General features: G+C 71.2%; 16 protein-coding genes and 2 tRNA genes. 9 read left to right on the top strand and 9 right to left on the bottom strand.

Annotation, left to right across the window (positions count from 1 at the left end):
• Positions 1 to 337: 337 nt before the first annotated feature.
• Positions 338 to 1,930: a xylulokinase gene (locus B7K23_RS14400; protein WP_084127379.1), complete on the top strand. Its 1,593-nt coding sequence runs from the start codon at positions 338 to 340 to the stop codon at positions 1,928 to 1,930.
• Positions 1,931 to 1,966: 36 nt separating this feature from the next.
• Here the strand turns inward: B7K23_RS14400 and B7K23_RS14405 are convergent, their stop codons facing one another.
• Complete coding sequence (locus B7K23_RS14405) at positions 1,967 to 2,554, bottom strand: TetR-like C-terminal domain-containing protein (protein ID WP_084127577.1); 588 nt, start codon at positions 2,552 to 2,554, stop codon at positions 1,967 to 1,969.
• Positions 2,535 to 3,368 (bottom strand): alpha/beta fold hydrolase, encoded by an 834-nt coding sequence (locus B7K23_RS14410; RefSeq protein WP_143338318.1) that lies wholly within the window; start codon positions 3,366 to 3,368, stop codon positions 2,535 to 2,537. The genes B7K23_RS14405 and B7K23_RS14410 overlap by 20 nt, the downstream gene beginning before the upstream one ends.
• Before the next feature lie 199 nt (positions 3,369 to 3,567).
• Here B7K23_RS14410 and B7K23_RS14415 point away from each other — a divergent pair, with 199 nt between their 5' ends.
• From B7K23_RS14415 to B7K23_RS14425, 3 genes are all read left to right on the top strand, one after another.
• Complete coding sequence (locus tag B7K23_RS14415) at positions 3,568 to 4,980, top strand: DASS family sodium-coupled anion symporter (protein WP_084127381.1); 1,413 nt, start codon at positions 3,568 to 3,570, stop codon at positions 4,978 to 4,980.
• Between the two features lie 148 nt (positions 4,981 to 5,128).
• The gene (locus B7K23_RS14420; protein ID WP_084127382.1) at positions 5,129 to 6,061 is read left to right on the top strand and encodes an aldo/keto reductase family oxidoreductase; all 933 of its coding nucleotides are present in this window, start codon (positions 5,129 to 5,131) and stop codon (positions 6,059 to 6,061) included.
• Between the two features lie 212 nt (positions 6,062 to 6,273).
• Positions 6,274 to 7,062, top strand: coding sequence for a phospholipase A2 (locus B7K23_RS14425; RefSeq protein ID WP_084127383.1), 789 nt, complete (start codon positions 6,274 to 6,276; stop codon positions 7,060 to 7,062).
• On the opposite strand, the gene B7K23_RS14430 is transcribed toward B7K23_RS14425, so the two are convergent.
• Together B7K23_RS14430 and B7K23_RS14435 are read right to left on the bottom strand one after the other, a co-directional pair.
• Positions 7,059 to 7,898, bottom strand: a complete 840-nt coding sequence (locus B7K23_RS14430) for an N-acyl homoserine lactonase family protein (RefSeq protein WP_084127384.1) — start codon at positions 7,896 to 7,898, stop codon at positions 7,059 to 7,061. The two genes, B7K23_RS14425 and B7K23_RS14430, sit on opposite strands and share 4 nt — an antisense overlap.
• A gap of 92 nt (positions 7,899 to 7,990) precedes the next feature.
• Positions 7,991 to 8,064 (bottom strand) — tRNA-Pro (locus B7K23_RS14435).
• A 99-nt stretch (positions 8,065 to 8,163) separates the two neighbouring features.
• Here B7K23_RS14435 and B7K23_RS14440 point away from each other — a divergent pair.
• Both B7K23_RS14440 and B7K23_RS14445 read left to right on the top strand, forming a co-directional pair.
• Positions 8,164 to 8,234: transfer RNA gene (locus tag B7K23_RS14440), tRNA-Gly, on the top strand.
• A gap of 146 nt (positions 8,235 to 8,380) precedes the next feature.
• Positions 8,381 to 9,532 carry a DUF1524 domain-containing protein gene (locus tag B7K23_RS14445; protein WP_200809856.1) on the top strand — a complete coding sequence of 384 codons (1,152 nt, stop codon included), beginning with the start codon at positions 8,381 to 8,383 and terminating at the stop codon, positions 9,530 to 9,532.
• Between the two features lie 36 nt (positions 9,533 to 9,568).
• On the opposite strand, the gene B7K23_RS14450 is transcribed toward B7K23_RS14445, so the two are convergent.
• The 4 genes from B7K23_RS14450 to B7K23_RS14465 all read right to left on the bottom strand — a co-directional run bounded on the left by B7K23_RS14450 (position 9,569) and on the right by B7K23_RS14465 (position 14,520).
• Positions 9,569 to 12,469: an aminotransferase gene (locus B7K23_RS14450; RefSeq protein WP_143338319.1), complete on the bottom strand. Its 2,901-nt coding sequence runs from the start codon at positions 12,467 to 12,469 to the stop codon at positions 9,569 to 9,571.
• Between the two features lie 75 nt (positions 12,470 to 12,544).
• Positions 12,545 to 13,471: an aldo/keto reductase gene (locus tag B7K23_RS14455; protein ID WP_200809857.1), complete on the bottom strand. Its 927-nt coding sequence runs from the start codon at positions 13,469 to 13,471 to the stop codon at positions 12,545 to 12,547.
• Positions 13,472 to 13,535: 64 nt separating this feature from the next.
• Positions 13,536 to 13,955: a DUF1761 domain-containing protein gene (locus B7K23_RS14460; RefSeq protein ID WP_159451441.1), complete on the bottom strand. Its 420-nt coding sequence runs from the start codon at positions 13,953 to 13,955 to the stop codon at positions 13,536 to 13,538.
• A gap of 70 nt (positions 13,956 to 14,025) precedes the next feature.
• On the bottom strand, positions 14,026 to 14,520 hold the full coding sequence (locus B7K23_RS14465; protein ID WP_084127388.1) for an SRPBCC family protein: 495 nt from the start codon (positions 14,518 to 14,520) through the stop codon (positions 14,026 to 14,028).
• 380 nt (positions 14,521 to 14,900) lie between these two features.
• On the opposite strand from B7K23_RS14465, the gene cysK reads away from it, so the two are divergent.
• Both cysK and cysE read left to right on the top strand, forming a co-directional pair.
• Entirely contained in the window at positions 14,901 to 15,836 is a 936-nt protein-coding gene (gene cysK / locus B7K23_RS14470) for a cysteine synthase A (RefSeq protein ID WP_084127389.1), read from the top strand.
• 42 nt (positions 15,837 to 15,878) lie between these two features.
• Positions 15,879 to 16,517 (top strand): serine O-acetyltransferase, encoded by a 639-nt coding sequence (gene cysE / locus B7K23_RS14475; protein WP_084127390.1) that lies wholly within the window; start codon positions 15,879 to 15,881, stop codon positions 16,515 to 16,517.
• Between the two features lie 50 nt (positions 16,518 to 16,567).
• On the opposite strand, the gene B7K23_RS14480 is transcribed toward cysE, so the two are convergent.
• A complete protein-coding gene (locus tag B7K23_RS14480) occupies positions 16,568 to 17,008 on the bottom strand; it encodes a DUF4345 domain-containing protein (RefSeq protein ID WP_084127391.1) in 441 nt (146 codons plus the stop codon).
• A 172-nt stretch (positions 17,009 to 17,180) separates the two neighbouring features.
• Here B7K23_RS14480 and B7K23_RS14485 point away from each other — a divergent pair, with 172 nt between their 5' ends.
• Positions 17,181 to 18,143 (top strand): AraC family transcriptional regulator, encoded by a 963-nt coding sequence (locus B7K23_RS14485; protein ID WP_084127392.1) that lies wholly within the window; start codon positions 17,181 to 17,183, stop codon positions 18,141 to 18,143.
• Positions 18,144 to 18,159: the final 16 nt, after the last annotated feature.

An 18,159-nucleotide genomic window follows, 5' to 3' on the forward strand; every position in this document is an offset into this window, starting at 1 on the left:
GGTTCACGAGCACGGTTATTCACGAGCCCTGCTCTGCGCGGGCACGGCTCCTGCGGGATCACGGCTCCCGGGTGGCGCCGACCCGTGAGGGGCGCGGGGATGCGCGGCGCAGGGATCGGACGGGTTCCTATCGGCCGAAAAACCGGTTCGATGACTATTCGTCCCACCGGGGCTCGAGCAGGCTTCACACCACCCGGTCGCGGCGCCCCGCTTCTGGCACGATGCTGGAGGGACCTTCGACGCTCGCGGCCCACTCCAAAGCCCGTAGAGTGCTGTCGAACGTTAACATCGGACGCCCCGCAGAGCCGCGGGCCACGGACAAGGAAATGAGAGACCGATGAGCATCGACGCGGCCACCGCGATCACCACCGGACAGACCTCCCTCGGAATCGAGCTGGGCTCCACGCGCATCAAGGCGTGCCTGATCGGCCCGGACCACGAGGTGCTGGCCACCGGCAGCCACGAGTGGGAGAACCAGTTCGTGGACCGCCTGTGGACCTACTCCGAGGAGGCGATCTGGTCGGGCCTGCAGGCGAGCATCGCCGCGCTCAAGTCCGAGGTGGCGAGCACGCACGGCGTCGCACTGACCCAGGTGGGCGCGCTCGGCTTCTCCGCGATGATGCACGGCTACCTCGCCTTCGACGCCGAGGGCACCCTGCTCACCCCGTTCCGCACGTGGCGCAACACCAACACCGAGGCCGCCGCGGGCGCGCTGACCGAGGAGCTGGGCTTCAACTTCCCGCTGCGCTGGTCCGCCTCGCACGTCTTCCAGGCGATCATCGACGAGGAGCCGCACGTCGCGGACCTCGACTTCTTCACGACACTCGCGGGCTACGTGCACTGGAAGGTCACGGGCCAGAAGGTGCTCGGCGTGGGCGACGCGTCGGGCATGTTCCCGATCGACCCGACGACCCACGACTACGACGCGACGATGCTCGCGCGCTTCAAGGAGCTCGTCGCCGAGCGTCGCCCCGGCATGGACATCACCGCGATGCTCCCCAAGTCGCTCGTCGCGGGCGCCGACGCCGGCTCCCTGACCTCCGAGGGCGCGCTGCTGCTCGACCCGACCGGCGAGCTCCAGGCAGGCGCTCCGGTCGCGCCGCCCGAGGGCGACGCGGGCACCGGCATGGTCGCGACCAACGCCGTCGCCCCGCGCACCGGCAACATCTCTGCCGGCACCTCGATCTTCGCGATGGTCGTGCTCGAGCACTCGCTCGACTCGGTCCACGAGGAGCTCGACATCGTCACCACCCCCGGCGGCGACCTCGTCGCGATGGTGCACTGCAACAACGGCGCGAGCGAGCTCGGCACGTGGGCGTCGGTCTTCACCGAGTTCGCCACGGCCATGGGCGTCGAGGGCGGTTCGGACGCGGTGTTCGGAGCGCTGTTCAAGGCCGCGCTCGAGGGCGAGGCCGACGGCGGCGGCCTGCTCGCCTACAACTACCTGTCGGGCGAGCCGATCACCGGCATGGCCGAGGGCCGCCCGCTGTTCGTCCGCACGCCGGGCAGCCGCCTGAACCTTGCGAACTTCATGCGCACCCAGCTGTACGGCGCCTTCGGCACGCTCAGCCTCGGCATGAAGGTCCTGCACGAGGAGGGCGTGAAGCTCGACTCGATGTTCGCGCACGGCGGCATGTTCCGCACCGCGGGCGTCGCGCAGCGCCTGCTCGCCGCGGCCATCAACGCGCCCGTCTCGGTCGGCGACACCGCCTCCGAGGGCGGCGCGTGGGGCATCGCCGTCCTCGCCGAGTACCTGCGCAAGGGTGGCGACACCGGCCTGGGCGAGTACCTGAACGACTCGGTGTTCGCGGGCGCGACGCTCGACACGGTCGCCCCCGACGCCGCCGACGTGGCCGGCTACGACGCCTGGCTCGCGCAATACCGCGCGGGCCTCGCGATCGAGCGCGCCGCCACCGAGGCGATCAACTAGGGCGCGACTCGCAGCCTCTCGGGCGCCCGCCGGCTCTCAGCCGGCGGGCGTTTCGTCGTTCTGGGCCCGGGCCTCGAGCGCCGCCACGAGATCCGTGACCATGAGCGCGTAGCTGCGGTCCACATCGTCAGGGAGCCCGAAGCCTCCGGCGGTCTCGAGCCCGACGAAGCCGTGCAGCGCGGCGCGCAGCGCGCGGATCGCGTCGACCTCGCCCGCCCCCTCGAGGCGCAGCGAGCGCAGCGCCGCGGCGACCACCGCATAGAGCCGCGTCGATGCCTCGACGTCCTCGGGGTCGTCCGAGCGCTCGGCGACGATCGTCATCGGATAGCGCCCCGGATGAACCTTGGCCCACGCGCGGTACGCGCCGGCGATCGCGACGACGGCGTCCTCTCCCCCGTGACCGACCGCGGCGCGCTCGAGGGCCGCCGCGAGCTCGCGCTTCGACTCGACGGCCACCGCCGCGCGCAGGTCTCCCAGGCCGCCCACATGCTTGTACAGCGAGGGAGCCTTGACGCCGAGCCTTGCGGCGAGCAGCGCGAGCGTGAGCGCCTCGGCGCCCAGCTCGTCGACCGCCTCGACCGCGGCGTCGACGACCACTGTGCGATCAAGACCCGCGCGCGGCATCGTCACTCACCTTCCTCGCGAACGAGGCCACGGCGTCGAGCGTGACCTCCGACTGCTGTGCCTGAGGGTAGTGGCCGGCGTCGGCGACCATGACCACCTCACCGCGCAGCGCCTCGGCGATCCACTCGGCCTCGGCCCGCGGGTCCGGGAAGTCGGGGTCCTTGTCCCCCATCACGACGAGAGTCGGTGCCGCGACGTCGCCGAGCAGCGACTCGGACAGTGCGTGGCTCGTGCGGGTCGTGGCCACGAGGGCGGCCGCGTGGCCGGGCTTGCGGAGCGCCTCGACCACGAAGCGTCGGTGCTCGGCGAAGTCGGAGGGCTTCTGCCCCGCGTACAGCGACGGGAGGTATGCCTTCCACACGGGCACGGCCCACGGGCGCGCCATGAGCGCGCGGAAGAAGAGGCGGCTCGCCGCGCCACCCGGCTGCTCGCGCACGAACGGACCGAGGAGCGCGAGACCGGACACGAGGTCGGGACGACGCGCGGCGACGATCACCGCGGAGCCCGCGGACATCGAGTTGCCGACGAGGACTGCGGGCCCGCCGAGGTGCTCGACGAGCGCGGTCAGGTCGTCCGCGGTGGGCTCGTCGCCGTAGGCGTCGAAGGTCGCGTCGCTGTCGCCGTGGCCGCGCAGGTCCGTGGTCGCGACGGTGAAGCCGGCGTTCGCGAGCGCGGGGGCAAGGAAGCGGTAGGTGCGCCGCAGCTCTCCCATGCCGGAGGCGAGGACGACGAGCGGGCCGGAGCCGCGCACGTCGAAGGCGATCCGACCGCCGGGACGGTCGAGGTACTGGGTGGGGACGTCGTTCTCGTTCATGTGGCTATGGTGCGTAGCCATTTGGCTAATGTCAATAGCCGGCGCGCGATGGCCCCCTTTTCAGGGACGATGCGCGGGCAGCCCGGCCCACCCTGCGGACCGACGGGACGGCCCGGCGGCCGAAGAAGGTGCGACGACCCCGAAGTTCCGATAGGACTGGTGCCCAGGGGAGAACGGGCTCGACGAGGGGCGACGGACGATGGCACGGAAGGGCTTCCTCCGGCGATGGTGGCGCGTGGCCGTCGTCGCCGTGGTCCCGCTCGCGATCCTCCTCCTGCCGGCGATCGGAGGACTCGACGAGGTCCAGCATCGCCTCCTCGCGATCTTCGTGTTCGCGGTGCTCGCGTGGGTGCTCGAGCCGTTCCCGATCTACGCGACCTCGATCACGGTCATCGCCGCGCAGCTCATGCTCATCTCCGACGAGACCCCCCGATGGTGGGCGGTCGCGGATGGCGATGGGGAGATCCTCGGCTACGTCGACATCCTCGCGGGCTTCGCCGACCCGGTGATCATCCTCTTCCTCGGCGGCTTCTTCCTCGCCGCGTCCGCCACGAAGTACAAGCTCGACCGCAACCTCGCGCGGATCATCCTGAGGCCCTTCGGCACCCGCACCCCGATGGTCGTGCTCGCGCTCATGGCGATCACTGCGCTGTTCTCGATGTTCATGTCGAACACCGCGACCGCGGCCATGATGCTCGCCGTCTCCGCTCCGGTGATCGCGAGCATGGAGCCCGGCGACAGCGCGCGCCGCGCGCTCGTGCTCGCCATCCCCGTGGGCGCGAACACCGGCGGCATCGGCACGCCGATCGGCACTCCCCCGAACGCCCTCGCGGTCAACTACCTCGGCCCGGGCAACCGCGTGGGCGTCGACCCGATCACGTTCGGCGGCTGGATGCTGTTCGCGGTCCCGTTCGTCATCCTCATGCTCGCGATCGCGTGGGCGATGCTGGGCTGGAGGTTCCGGTCGGGGACCACCCACGTCGCGCTCCGCATCGACTCCGCGTGGGAGCGCTCGCCCAGGGCCTACGTGGTCTACGCGACGTTCGCGATCACGGTGCTGCTGTGGCTCTCGAGCGGCTGGCACGGGGTCACCGCCTCGGTCGTCGCGATCCTCCCCATCGCGGTGCTGCTCGTGACCGGCGTGATGACGGCGGTGGACCTGCGCGAGCTCAACTGGGAGGTGCTGTGGCTCGTCGCGGGCGGCGTGGTCCTCGGCAACGCGATGTTCGACACGGGGCTCAGCGCCGCGCTCGTCGACATGGTGCCCTTCGAGTCGATGTCAGGCGTCGCGGTCGTGATCGTCGTCGGGCTCGTCGCCTGGGTCATGAGCACGGTCATCTCGAACACCGCGACCGCCGCGCTGCTGCTTCCCCTCGTCGCCGCGATGGGTGCGTCGCTGCCCGCGCTCGCCGACGTCGGAGGCGCTCTGCCGGCGCTCCTCATGACGACGTTCGCGTGCTCGCTCGCGATGGCGCTGCCGGTGTCCACGCCGCCAAACTCGCTCGCCTACTCGACCGGGAAGGTGACGACGATGGACATGGTGCGCGTGGGAGTGCCGCTCGGCGTCGTGGGACTCGCGGCGACCGGCGCGCTCGTCGTCCTCCTCGTGTGACCGGGCGGCCCGCCAGCGCGACCCCCGCATCGTCCACACCCCCTCCCCGGCCCCCACCCCGCATCGTCCGCGTCCCCCGTCCCGCGGGCCTAGGGTGGAAGGCGTGCCCCGGCGACGCCGCCGGGGAAGGACACCTGGAAGGACTCCCATGAAGACGTTCACCATGCCCGGCACCGAGATCACGGCTCCGGCCGTCGTGCTGGGGCTGATGCGCATCGTCGAGAAGTCGGACGACGAGATCAGGACGCTCGTCGGCGCGGCGCGCGACGCCGGCATCGACTTCTTCGACCACGCGGACCTGTACGGCCCGCCGTACCACGGCTGCGAGCGCCGCTTCGCGGAGGCGCTGAGCCTGAGCCCGTCCGAGCGCGAGGCCGTCACGATCCAGTCCAAGTGCGGCATCCGCAACCCCGGACCGTACTTCGACTTCTCGTATGAGCACATCGTGTCGTCGGTCGAGTCGTCGCTCGAGGCGCTCGGCACCGACTACCTCGACATCCTGCTGCTGCACCGCCCCGACGCGCTCATGGAGCCCGACGAGGTCGCGCGCGCGTTCGACGAGCTGCACCACGCCGGCAAGGTGCGCCACTTCGGCGTCTCGAACCACACGCCCGGCCAGATCGACCTGCTCAAGACGTCGGTCACGCAGCCGCTCGTCGCGAACCAGATCCAGATGTCGGTCACGCACGCTCCGGCGATCGCGAGCGGCATCGCGGCGAACATGGCGGACCTGGACCAGTCGATCGACCGCGACAACGGCATGGTCGACTACGCGCGCATCAACGACATGGCGATCCAGGCGTGGTCGCCGTTCCAGGCGCGCTTCTTCAACGGCCCGTTCCTCGGCAACCCCGACTACAAGGAGCTGAACGAGGTCATCGACAAGCTCGCGTGGAAGTACGAGGTGCCCGCCGAGGCCATCGCGGTCGCGTGGCTCACGCGCATCCCCGCGACGATGCAGGTCGTGCTCGGCACGACGACGCCGGCGCGCGTGACGGCCGCGGCGCAGGGCGCGGACGTCCACCTGTCGCGCGCCGAGTGGTACGAGATGTTCCGGACCGCGGGGCACACGGTTCCCTGATCCCCCGCTCACCTCTCCAGGGACGATGCCCGGGCCGCCTCGGTCCGGGCATCGTCGCGTCCGGGCAGGGTGCCCGGCGGACCCGCTGCCCTCAGCCCACCCGCGCGCACCCCTGTCGGCACCTCGTGCCACTGACGAGCGGACCTTCCAGGGCGGACGTACATTGCACGAGGGAGACCCCTCCCGCGATCCTTGCCCCGAAGGAGACAACGATGTCCCGCTCCGCCTTTGCCCTGCCGCGCCCACTCGCGGCCGCGCTCGCCCTGGCGCTGACCCTCGCGATGGCGATCGCCGCCGCTCCGTCGGCCTCCGCGGCCGCGACACCCGCGGCATCAGTCACCGGCAGCGTCTCCGTGCGGGGCGACTCCGTCGGCTTCACGGCCACCCGCGACGGTTGGGGGGCCGAGGTCGTGCTGGACCTGTCCGAGGCGTCCCGCTGCACCGTGGTCACCACGCTCGTGGTCGAGTCGGGGCCGAACGTGACGCAGACCTCGAGCTGCGATCGGGGCCCCTCGTCGTTCACGCTCGAGGCCGGCTACGGCCTCGCGATCACCGGCGTGAAGGTGACGCTCCTCAGCGGCTGGCGAGTCAAGTCCTCGGGACTGGTCGCCCTGCCCGAGCCCGTGCCCGCGGCCGCCGACGCCGGCGCGATCGCGGACGTGTTCGCCGCGATGGACGCCGCTCCGACAGAGGCGATGATCCTCGCCTCCGACGGCTGCAGCGTCCCCTCGGAGATCGAGGGGCTCCTCGGCAGCCTCGACGACCTCAGCGACACGTTCTTCCTCGCGTGCGTGCTGCACGACTACGGCTACGCGCAGCTCGGCAACGCGGGGCTGTCGCCCCTGGACGCCTCGCGCGCGCAGCTCGACAAGGACTTCCGGGACAACATGCTCGCGATCTGCCCCACCCTGCCGGCGGCGGAGGCCGCCGCGTGCGACGTCGGCGCGTCCACGTTCTACACGGCGGTGAGGATCGGCGGCGGAGCGCCGTTCTACGGCTAGGCGAGCAGCGCCTGGGCCTCGGGGTCGTGGGCGGCCAGCACGATCAGTCCTGGCAGCGCCTCGCTCAGCTCGCGGACGCGGCGGGACGAATCCCGCTGGGCGCTCCGGTCGCCGACATCCGGGACGATGCCCTCCTCGAGCAGCGCGGGGTCGTAGGTGAGGTCGCCGACGAGCAGCAGCGGCGCCGCGTTCGCGCGCCTCACGAGCAGGCTCATCGACCCCGGCGTGTGGCCCGGCGTGGGGACGAGGACGAGTGCGCCGTCGCCGAACACGTCGTGCGCACCCTCGAAGACCGCGAGAGCGGGGTCGGCCGACGGCGTGAAGTCCACGGGCCGATAGTTCGCGGCGCCGACGTGGTCGGCAAGCACGCCGTGGAGCGACGGGTCCTTCTCCGACAGGAGGTCGTGCTCGGCACGTGACAGCAGCACAGAGGTCTCGCCGAGCAGCGCGACGTTGCCCGCGTGATCCTGATGCAGGTGCGAGACGGCCGCGAGGTCCACATCGGCGATCGACGATCCCGCCGCCTCCAGCTGGGCCGCCAGACCATGCTCGGCCGCGACCTGGAACTCGGCCTGCCGACGGAACACCCAGCCGACGAGACCTCCCGGGTAGTAGCCCTGCCCGAGCGACTCGGGCGACTGACCCGTGTCGAACAGCAGGGCGCCCTGCGGATGTCGCACGAGGAAGGCGTGCACCGGGAGCCAGCGCGACCACGCGCGCGCCGTGAGCGTCCACCACAGCATCGGGGTGCCCGTGCCGCGGATGTTCTTGGGCCTGACCCGCACCCGCCCGCAGGTCAGGGCGACGACGTCGATCTCGGGGAGGGGCGCGATCATGGCGTCAGTCTGCCGGAACCTTGCCCATGCGCCGGCAGCCACACGGAGGCGTGGCCGGCGACACCGCCTGAAGCGGGTACATCCGCCGAAAGTCGGGGTGACAGGATTTGAACCTGCGGCCCTCTGCTCCCAAAGCAGATGCGCTACCAAGCTGCGCCACACCCCGTCCGCGCTGCGCGCGGGACTACCCAGCACCCGCCAGGCTCCGCTACTCTAGTACGCGCTGAGGTCGCGGCCGGACATGGGACGGCTACGACAAGGCAGTGCGGGTGTAGCTCAATGGTAGAGCCTCAGTCTTCCAAACTGATGGTGCGGGTTCGATTCCCGTCACCCGCTCGCATGGAGGAATGATGCCCCGGCGCCGCAAGGCGTCGGGGCTTTCCTCTTTCCCCGCCTAGAATCATTCCCGCCGCTGAGACCGCTGAGGGGATGAGCATGAGCAACGATGCCGGCGCGCCCGCGCCGACCACTTGGACCGCATGATGGCCGCACGATCCGCGAACCCGTGGTGGCTGAGCTGGCCGATGATCATCCTCGGCTTCCTGATGTGCGTCATCCCCGGCGTCGTCCTGCTGCTCCTGCGCAAAGGCGTCTCCCCCGTGACGAAGCTGATCGTCGCGGGCCTCACCGCGGTGCTCGTCTTCGCGGCCAGCAGCCTTCCGGGCGACACGGACGATGCGACGGTCGCCGACGCTTCGCCCTCGCCTTCCGCCTCGGTCACCGCGTCCGCCTCCCCGACCCCGAGTGAGACGGCAGCCTCCCCTTCCCCCTCGGCGACCGCATCGTCCACTCCGGCGTCCTCCCCGGAGCCGTCGGCCGCGGCTGCTGCCGAGTCCGAGGAGCCCGAGTTCGGCACGGCCGAGGAGGCTGCACTCGAGCTCACCGTCAAGGGGCGCGCGGCGAAGACCGGCTACTCGCGCGACCAGTTCGGCAGCGGCTGGATCGACGTGGACTCGAACGGCTGCGACACGCGCAACGACATGCTCCAGCTGCGGCTGACCGACACGGCGATGTCCGGCTCGTGCAAGGTGCTGTCGGGCACGCTCGACGACCCCTACACCGGCGCCGAGATCGTCTTCGAGTACGGCGGCGCGAGCGAGGTCGACATCGACCACATGGTCGCGCTGTCCGACGCCTGGCAGAAGGGCGCGCAGAAGTGGGGCTTCGCCAAGCGCGTCGCCTTCGCGAACGACCCGCTCAACCTCGAGCCGGTCGACGCCGGCGCCAACCGCCAGAAGGGCGACGGCGACGCCGCGACCTGGCTGCCGTCGCACAAGTCGTACCGGTGCGAGTACGTGGCCCGGCAGATCGCCGTGAAGGCGAAGTACGGCGTGTGGGTGACTCAGGCGGAGCAGGACGCGATGCTGCGCGTGCTCGACACGTGCCCCGACCATCCGCTGCCCGGACCGGGCGACCAGCCCGTCGTCGCGAAGAACCTCGGCGGCCAGAGCGAGCCCATCGAGGAGACGAAGGCGCCGGCGGCGGAGAAGACCACCGCGGCGGACGACGACGTCGACGAGCGATACCCGTACTGCAAGGACCTGCCCTCGGGCTACGGCCCGTACTACGAGGGCAAGGACCCCGAGTACGAGTGGTACACCGATCGCGACGGCGACGGGGTCGTCTGCGAGTAGGCGCCGGGGCGACAGTCGGCCCTGGCGGCTCCCGGCTCACAGTTGCGCGCGCGACTCCCGCCACGTGAGCACGCGGTCGAGCGCCGCAAGGAACCTCTCCACCGCGGGCGCATCGATCGTCATCGGCGGCTTGATCTTCAGGACGTTCTTGTGGTCACCGGTGGGCTGCACGATCACGCCCTCATCGAGAAGCGCCTCGCAGATCTCGCGGGCGGCCGTCGCATCGGGGGCGTCGGGACCGCCCGCGATCACCTCGACACCCAGGTAGAGCCCCATCCCGTGGATCGCGCCGAGTGTGGGGTGCGCGCTCGCGAGCGATCGCAGCCCGTCGGCGAGGAGGCCGCCGACGACGCGTGCGTTCTCCTGGAGGCCGTCCGCCTCGAGCACGTCGAGCACAGTCGTCCCCACCACGCAGCTCACGGGGCTCCCGCCCGCCGAGGAGAAGAAAGAACCTTCGACGGCGAAGGCCTCGGCGAGCTCCCGCGTGGTGATGACCGCGCCGAGCGGGTGGCCGTTGCCCATCGCCTTCGCGACCGTGATGACGTCGGGCACCACGCCCTGCTGCTCGAAGCCCCAGAAGTGCTCGCCCAGCCGCCCGTAGCTCACCTGCACCTCGTCGGAGATGCAGAGGCCGCCACGCGCCCTCACGGCTTCCCACACCGCGGCCAGATAGCCGTCGGGGAGCGCGATCCCTCCCCCGTTGCCGAACAGGGGCTCGGCGATGAAGCCCGCGAGCGCAACCCCCGCACCGTCCATCTCCTCGAGACGCGCGAGCACGTCGGTGAGGTAGCGCGGCGCGTCGGGTCCGCGATGCGTCCCGCGGTACGTGTTGGGCGCGTCGAGCAGATGCACCCACGCGGGCCGGGTCTCGAGAGCCCTCGGGTTGTCGCCGAGCGAGGTCGACACCGCATCGGCGCCGACGGTCCACCCGTGATACGCCTCGGTGAGCGCGAGGATGTCGCCCCGGCCGGTGACCGCCTGGACCAGGCGAAGCGCGAGGTCCACGGCCTCGGAGCCCGAGTTGACGAGCATCACCGTGTCGAGGCCGTCCGGGGCGAGCGCCGCGAGCCGTTCCGAGAGCTCGACCACGGCCGCGTAGTGGAAGCGCGAGTTGGTGTTGAGGCGCCGCATCTGGGCGTCGATGGCGTCCGCGAGCCGAGGCTCGCCGTGCCCCAGGATCGCGACGTTGTTCACCATGTCGAGGTAGCCGCGACCGTCCGTGTCGATCAGATGGTGCCGCCAGCCGCGCTCGATCTGCGGAGGTGCGGCGTAGTAGTGCTCCTGGACTCGCGCGAACGCGGCATCGCGACGGACCGCGAGGTCGGCCGCCTCATCCGCCTCGAGCGGCGAAGGGGCGCGCCCGAGCAGAGGCGCGGGATCGGGACAGATGTCGCGCCAGGCGCGCGCCTGCGACGGCCGGACGTGGGTGGGCGGCACGAGGCGCGGGTCGCGGACGTGGTGGACGGAGACGATGCGGTGGCCACCCTCGTCCCCCGGCTCCCCCGTCACGACGCCGATCATGTCGCCCAGGCCGACCCGGTCGCCGTCGGCCGCCTGCGGCGAGACGCCGGTGAGCCGCACCGCGGAGCCGCCGTCGAGCACGAGGACCGTCCCCTCCCGCGTGTGGAGGACTCCCGCGGCCGGCGCGACGACGGCGGTGCCGGCACGCACCGCCACCTCGACCGCGAGCGCCACCGAGGAGGGCACACCCGCAAGGCCCGCCTGCGCGGTGAGGCGTCGTTCGCCATACGCGGTCACGGCCGCGCCGTGGCGCGTCGCGAGCGACAGGAGCGCCGCGCGGGCATTGCTCGGGTCCAGGAACGCTCCAGAGTCATGCACGCGCGAGGGGACGGAGAGGTCGAGCACCGGCGCAGCGCCGAGGCCCTCGATCATCACGCTCAGGGCGGGTGGCGGGGCTGACATCCGTCCGAGCCGGTGCCTGATCAGCAGCTCCGCCTCATCGAGGCCCGTCTCGAGAGCGCGCTCGAGCATCCTGCGCTCAAGCGGCACGCGGACCTTGGCGTAGGTGTTGCCTGGGTCGTCCGCGAGCACGCGGCCCCCGGAGGCCACGAGCACCGCGGCGCGCACGCGCACCGCGGGCCACAGCGCCTCGATCTCTGTGTCGGTGAGCGGCATCTTGCGGTCGAAGGCCTCGATCGCCGCGAGCGCAAGACCGAGCGGGTCCCCCTCGTGCTGGAACAGCGAGCAGGCGGCGATCGCGGCCTCGGCCACGACCCACCCGAGTCCCAGGTCCCCGAAGTCGATCACGCCCTCGACGCTGCCTGAGGCGTCGCCGACGAGGTTGTCCCCCGTGACGTCACCGTGCACGGCCTGCACCCGGAGCTCGTGCCGCCGCCGCGCGAGGCGCTCGAGCGATCCGTCGAGGGCACAGTCGATGTCCGCGAGGGTGGCGGCGTCGAGATGGCCGCGGGCGTCCTGCACGACCCTCGCCGCCTCCCGCAGATCCCAGTCGCCCCCGGCTGCGAGCCCCGGATGCGTGAAGGTCGCGAGCGCGGCGGTGAGGCGGCCCGCCACGGCGCCGACGCGGGCGGCCGTGTCCGCGTCGAGCCTCGCGCTCGTCGTCGGGCTCTGTCCGGGGACGAACTCGAGCAGCCGCGCGGCCCGTCTCTCGGCGCCCCAGGCGAGGACCCGCACGAGGGATCCGTCGACCGTGGGCAGCGCCACGGGAGCAGCCAGCCTCGGCTCCACCTCCCGCAGATGTGCGAGCGCGGCGTTCTGCGCGTCGAGCGCATCCCTGGCGATCCCGCTGTGACTGATCTTGAGGACGTAGCGCGCGCCGTCCGTCGCGGTGACACGCGCGTTGAGGTCCTCGTTCGAACCGAGCAGGCGCACGGCCTGGACGTCGATGCCGAAGGTGTCGCGAGAGATGTCCCGTGCGCGGGCCTCGTCCCACGAGACCGCGTGAATGTCAGCCATGGTGCAGGAATCGTCCCACGCGAAGGGCCCCGGCACCATACGGTGCCGGGGCCCTTGCGACGAGCTTGCGAGACGTCAGGCAGACGCCTCCGTGAGCGCCTGGACGTCGGCCTCGTTGAGCTCGAGGCGCATCGACGCGAGCAGCGTGTCGAGCTGGCTCGCGTTGCGGGCCGACGCGATCGGCGCGGCAACCGTGGGCTGAGCCTTGAGCCACGCGAGGGCGACCGAGGCGACCTCGGCCTCGTGCTCGAGCGCGACGCGATCGAGGGCGGCGAGCACGCGGCGGCCGCGGTCGTCCAGGTAGGCGGACGCCTCTGCCGCGCGGGGGCTGTCGACCGCGGACTCTGCCTCGCGGTACTTGCCCGTGAGGAAGCCCTTCGCGAGACCCCAGTACGGCAGCACGCCAAGCCCATGACGCACCGCGGCGTCGCGCAGCGCGCCCTCGAAGTCGCGCTCCATGAGGTTGTAGTGGGGCTGGAGCGCGACCGGCTTGTGCAGCCCGTGCGCGTCGGCCGCGGCGAGCCATGCGTCGATCCGCTCGGCGGAGAAGTTGGAGATGCCGATCTCGCGCACCAGGCCGTCATCCACGAGCTTCGAGAAGGCCTCCGCGGTCTCCTCGATCGGGTCGTCGTGGTCGAAGTGCGCGTAGTACAGGTCGATGCGGTCCGTGCCGAGGCGCTTGAGCGAGGCCTCCGCTGCGGCGCGGATGGTCGCGGCGGACAGACCGGAGAACTCCGAGTGCTCGGAGACCTTGGTGGCGATCAGGACGTCGTCGCGGCGACCGTGCGCCTCGAGCCACGCGCCGATGACGGACTCCGACTCGCCTCCGGCGTGGCCGGGGGCCCAGGCCGAGTAGACGTCGGCGGTGTCGATGAGCAGGCCCCCGCCGTTGACGAAGCCGTCGAGCACGGAGAAGGAGGCGTCAGCATCGGCCGTCCAGCCGAAGACGTTGCCGCCGAGCGCGAGGGGCGCGTTCGACAGGTCGAGGGAACCGAGGGTCATCGCTGTATCCGTATTCACTGTCATACACGCGTCAACGTTCAGGCGACGCCGAGAATTTCCCTCGTCACATGAAGAATCCGAGGACGAGACCCGCGAGCGCGAGCGCGAGTGTGTCGTGCGCGGCGTCGATCAGGGTGATCCCGGCGGGGCGCTGCGCGAAGCCGTTGTGGATGAGGTGCGCACCCGTGCGGAACGCGAGGCCGACGATGAGGCCGAGCACCAGGCCGTCGACGGGGCCGGACGCGCCGAGACCCGCCATCAGCATGGCGAGCGCAAGGATGCCGAGCACGTTGCCGAGGATCATCTGCCCGAAGACCGGGCCCATGTTGGCGTTCTGCAGCTTCTCGAGGTCCAGGTTCCCGAGCCGGGCCCACACGGGGAAGAACGCCCACTGCGAGTACCAGAGCCAACCGAAGATGAACGACGCGACGAACGCGAGCAGCACTCCGAGCCAGCTCACGTCGCCGAAGGACAGCCACTCCATCACGACCTCCATGCGGCACCGTTCCGGGGTCGATGCCTGGGATCAGTATGGCGCGCGGCCCGCCGTCGCGTCAGATGTCGAAGCCGAGGTTCTCGCGGCGCTTGTCGAAGAAGGCGCTGTACTCCTCGCACTGGTCGCGGACCGCGTCGATCGCGGAGCGCTCGCGCTGCATCGACTGGCGCTTGATCGCCCAGCGCTGGATCATCCCGAGCCTCGCCTCGAGCGTCGACGTGACGGTGACCTTCGCGCCGCCCTCCGCGTCCTCGATCTGCCAGCGCGACGTCGACGTCATCTGCGCGTTGAGGGCCTGCTTCACGAGCAGCCGCGGCTTCTCCGCCTCAAGGGTCTCCTCGGTGACGATGAACTCGGTCTTGCCCACCTTGTGCTTGGTCCGGGTGCGGCAGCCGGTCTCCCCCATCACGCCGTCGAGCACCTCGATCTCGGTGATGTCCCCTCGCGACCGCGCGAAGTCGATCGGGTCGGTGAGCAGGTTCCACAGCTCGAGGGCACTCGCGCGGACGAACCCCTCGACGGTGTACTCCTCGATGTACGGAACGGCGGCCACGAGCACTCCTTCTTCGCTGACGGACGCGCCCAGCCTACGGGCCCCGCGACCGCGCGACCCACAACCAGCGCTTGCCCCAGCATCGGGCGCGGCGCTACCCTGGCCGCATCGCACAGGGAGGAAACGGGATGAGCAACGAGAGCAGCGTCGTCGCGACGCACGCTCCTGCCCTCGTCACCTGTGCCATGTGCATGCCCTGCATGCCCACCGCCTGCCGCTGTCTCTAGAGCGCTGGCGCAGGCCCCCGACAACCCGGCACACCCGGGTCCGGGTCCCCTCACCAGTGCTCGCCCCAGGTTTTCCTGCCATGCTCAGGAATGCCGACCCGACGCTTCGGCGTTACCCACCCCGGAAAACAACAGCTAAGGAAACACCTCACCATGGCACGCATCTACGACGACGCGACCAAGCTCATCGGCAACACCCCGCTCGTGCGGATCAACAAGCTCACCGAGGGCGTCGGCGCGACGGTGCTCGGCAAGCTCGAGTTCTACAACCCCGCCAACTCGGTCAAGGACCGCCTCGGAGTCGCGATCGTCGACGCCGCCGAGGCGTCCGGCGAGCTCCAGCCCGGCGGCACGATCGTCGAGGCGACGTCGGGCAACACCGGCATCGCGCTGGCGATGGTCGGCGCGGCTCGCGGCTACAACGTGGTCATCACGATGCCCGAGACGATGTCCAAGGAGCGCCGCGCGCTGCTGCGCGCGTTCGGCGCCGAGCTGATCCTCACCCCGGGTGCCGAGGGCATGGCCGGCGCGCTCAACGCGGCGGAGAAGGTGCTCGCGGAGCGTCCCGGCGCGATCCCCGCGAAGCAGTTCGCGAACGCCGCCAACCCGGAGATCCACCGCAAGACGACGGCCGAGGAGATCTGGGCCGACACCGACGGCGAGGTCGACATCGTCGTGGCCGGCATCGGCACCGGCGGCACCATCACGGGCGTCGGCGAGGTGCTCAAGGCGAAGAAGCCGTCCGTGCAGATCGTCGCGGTCGAGCCCGCCGAGTCCCCGATCCTCAACGGCGGCCAGGCCGGCCCGCACAAGATCCAGGGCATCGGCCCGAACTTCGTGCCCGAGATCCTCAACACCGAGATCTACGACGAGGTCTTCGACGTCGACGCCGAGACCGCGATCGCGACCTCGCGCGCGGCCGCTCGCCAGGAGGGCCTGCTCGTCGGCATCTCCTCGGGCGCGGCGCTGCACGCCGCGATCGAGGTCGGCAAGCGCCCCGAGAACGCCGGCAAGACCATCGTCGCGATCATCCCGTCGTTCGGTGAGCGCTACCTGTCCTCGGTCCTCTACTCGGACCTGATGGACTGACGCTCCCGCGTCGTACGAAGACACCCCGGAAGGAGCACCCAGATGACGGACAAGCCGAGAGGGCTCGCCCTCATGGCGGAGGACGTGCGCGCCGCGAAGGATCGCGACCCCGCCGCGCCCTCATCGTTCGTCATCTGGGTCTCCTACCAGGGCGTTCACGCAGTCTGGTATCACCGCGTGGCCCACTGGCTGTGGCTGCGCGGACGCCGCTCGTTCGCGCGCCTGATCTCCCAGCACGCGCGGCACATGACCGGGATCGAGATCCACCCCGGCGCCCAGCTGGGTCGTCGAGTGTTCATCGACCACGGCATGGGCGTCGTGATCGGAGAGACCGCCGTCGTCGGCGACGACGTGCTGATGTTCAACAACATCAACCTCGGCGGCACCTCGATGAGCCACGGGAAGCGCCACCCCACCGTCGGCGATCGCGTCGTCATCGGCGCGGGCGCGCGCGTGCTCGGGCCCGTGTATGTCGGGTCGGACTCGCGCATCGGCGCCAATGCGGTGGTCGTCAAGGACGTCCCCAACGGCGCGACCGCGGTCGGCATCCCCGCCAAGGTCAAGGAGCACCCCAAGCCCGCCGAGGCGCACACCGCGGCCTCGTGCGTCGACCAGGGCGACTCCCACGTGCACGCGCCCGGCGACGCCGACGTGCACGAGCCCGCGATGTACTACATCTAGGCGGAACAGGGACGACGCGGCGGCCTCCGGGAGCCGACTCGCGGCCCACGTCAGACCCTGGCGGCCTCGCGCTCGCCCGCGGTCAGCGACTCCGTGCGTCCACGCGTCGCACCGCCGACGAGAAGCCCGATCCCGACGAGCGCGCCGACCGCCTCGCATCCCCACACCACGAGCAGAGACGCGGGCGGCATCCCGTCCACCGCCGAGCCGACGGCACGTCCTATCGCCCACCCCGAGTAGACCGTCGTCGCGAGCACGAGTCCCGCGTGCTCGCCCCTGCGGGTCGCGACCATCGAGGCGAGCACACACGCGGACAGCAGCAGGAAGCCGCCCGGCGCACGCGTCTCGCTGAGCAGGCCGACGTCGTCCCCCAGCGGCACGCCGTTCTGCTCGTGGAACCAGTGCGGCGCGAGCAGCAGCCCCGCGCCGACGTAGCCGGCGATCAGCGCCGACACCCCGAGATAGATCCTCACCGTCGTCATCGAAGACATGGCATCCCCCTGTGTGCTCCTGGCGGCCCCGCGCCGCCTTTCGTAGCGGCCGTGCGCCGCCACCACCACGGTCGCCCCCACGTGTGCGGCGCACCATCCCCTCGCGTCCACCGCACTTGACAGATCGTCCGGAGCCGTGGACGCGCGGCGCGCACGGGGACACACTTCTGCCATGCGAACGTCCACGAATCCCCCGCCTCCCGGCGCCGACGTCGTCGACTCCGCGCTCGCCGCGCTGAGCCTCGAGGGGACCCTCTACTGCCGCAGCATCCTCACCTCACCGTGGGGCATCGAGATTCCCGCCATGCCCGGCACGATGTCGTTCCTGTTCGTCATCACGGGCGACGCGCTGCTCGACGTGGACGGGGAGGACCCCGTCGCGCTCCGCGCCGGCAGCCTCACACTCATCCCGCACGGCAGGCCGCACCGCTTCACGAGCGAGCCCGGCGTACCGACGGTCCCCCTCGCGAGCCTTGAAGTCGAGCGGGTGAGCGAGCGCTACGAGGTCACGCGCGCGGGCGGGGGCGGGAAGATCGCCGAGGCGATGTACGGGGTCGTCGAGGTGGGCCACCTCGCGGCGGCGCGGCTCGTATCGCAGCTGCCGGGCGTGGTCACGTTCGACGCGATGACAGACGACATGTCAGAGTGGATGCAGTCGACGATGAGGCTGATCGCAGCCGAGGCCGGACATCTGGGACTCGGCGGCGAGACGCTCATCACCCGGCTCGCGGACGTGCTCGTGATCCAGGGGATTCGCACGTGGTGGGCGCAGAGCGCCGAGACAGGCTCGGGCTGGCTTCGCGCGCTGCACGACCCCCAGGTGTCGAAGGCGATCGGCGCTGTGGCGCGAGAGCCGTCCCGCCCCTGGACGGTCGACTCGCTCGCGCGCACCTGCCTGATGTCCCGATCGGCCTTCGCCGAGCGCTTCACGACGCTCGTCGGGGAGACTCCGATGCGCTACGTCACCCGATGGCGACTCGATGCCGCCCGGCACGAGCTCTCCGCCGGCGATGCCACCGTCGCCGTGGTAGCGCGGTCGAGTGGATACGCCTCGGAGGCGGCGTTCTCCCGCGCGTTCACTCGCGAGTTCGGAGTGACGCCGGGCGGGGCGCGGTCGCGCACGGTCGCGCCTTGACCCCCTCGCGATGCGG

Source organism: Demequina sp. NBRC 110054 (genome assembly GCF_002090115.1).
In the GTDB taxonomy this organism is placed as follows: domain Bacteria; phylum Actinomycetota; class Actinomycetes; order Actinomycetales; family Demequinaceae; genus Demequina.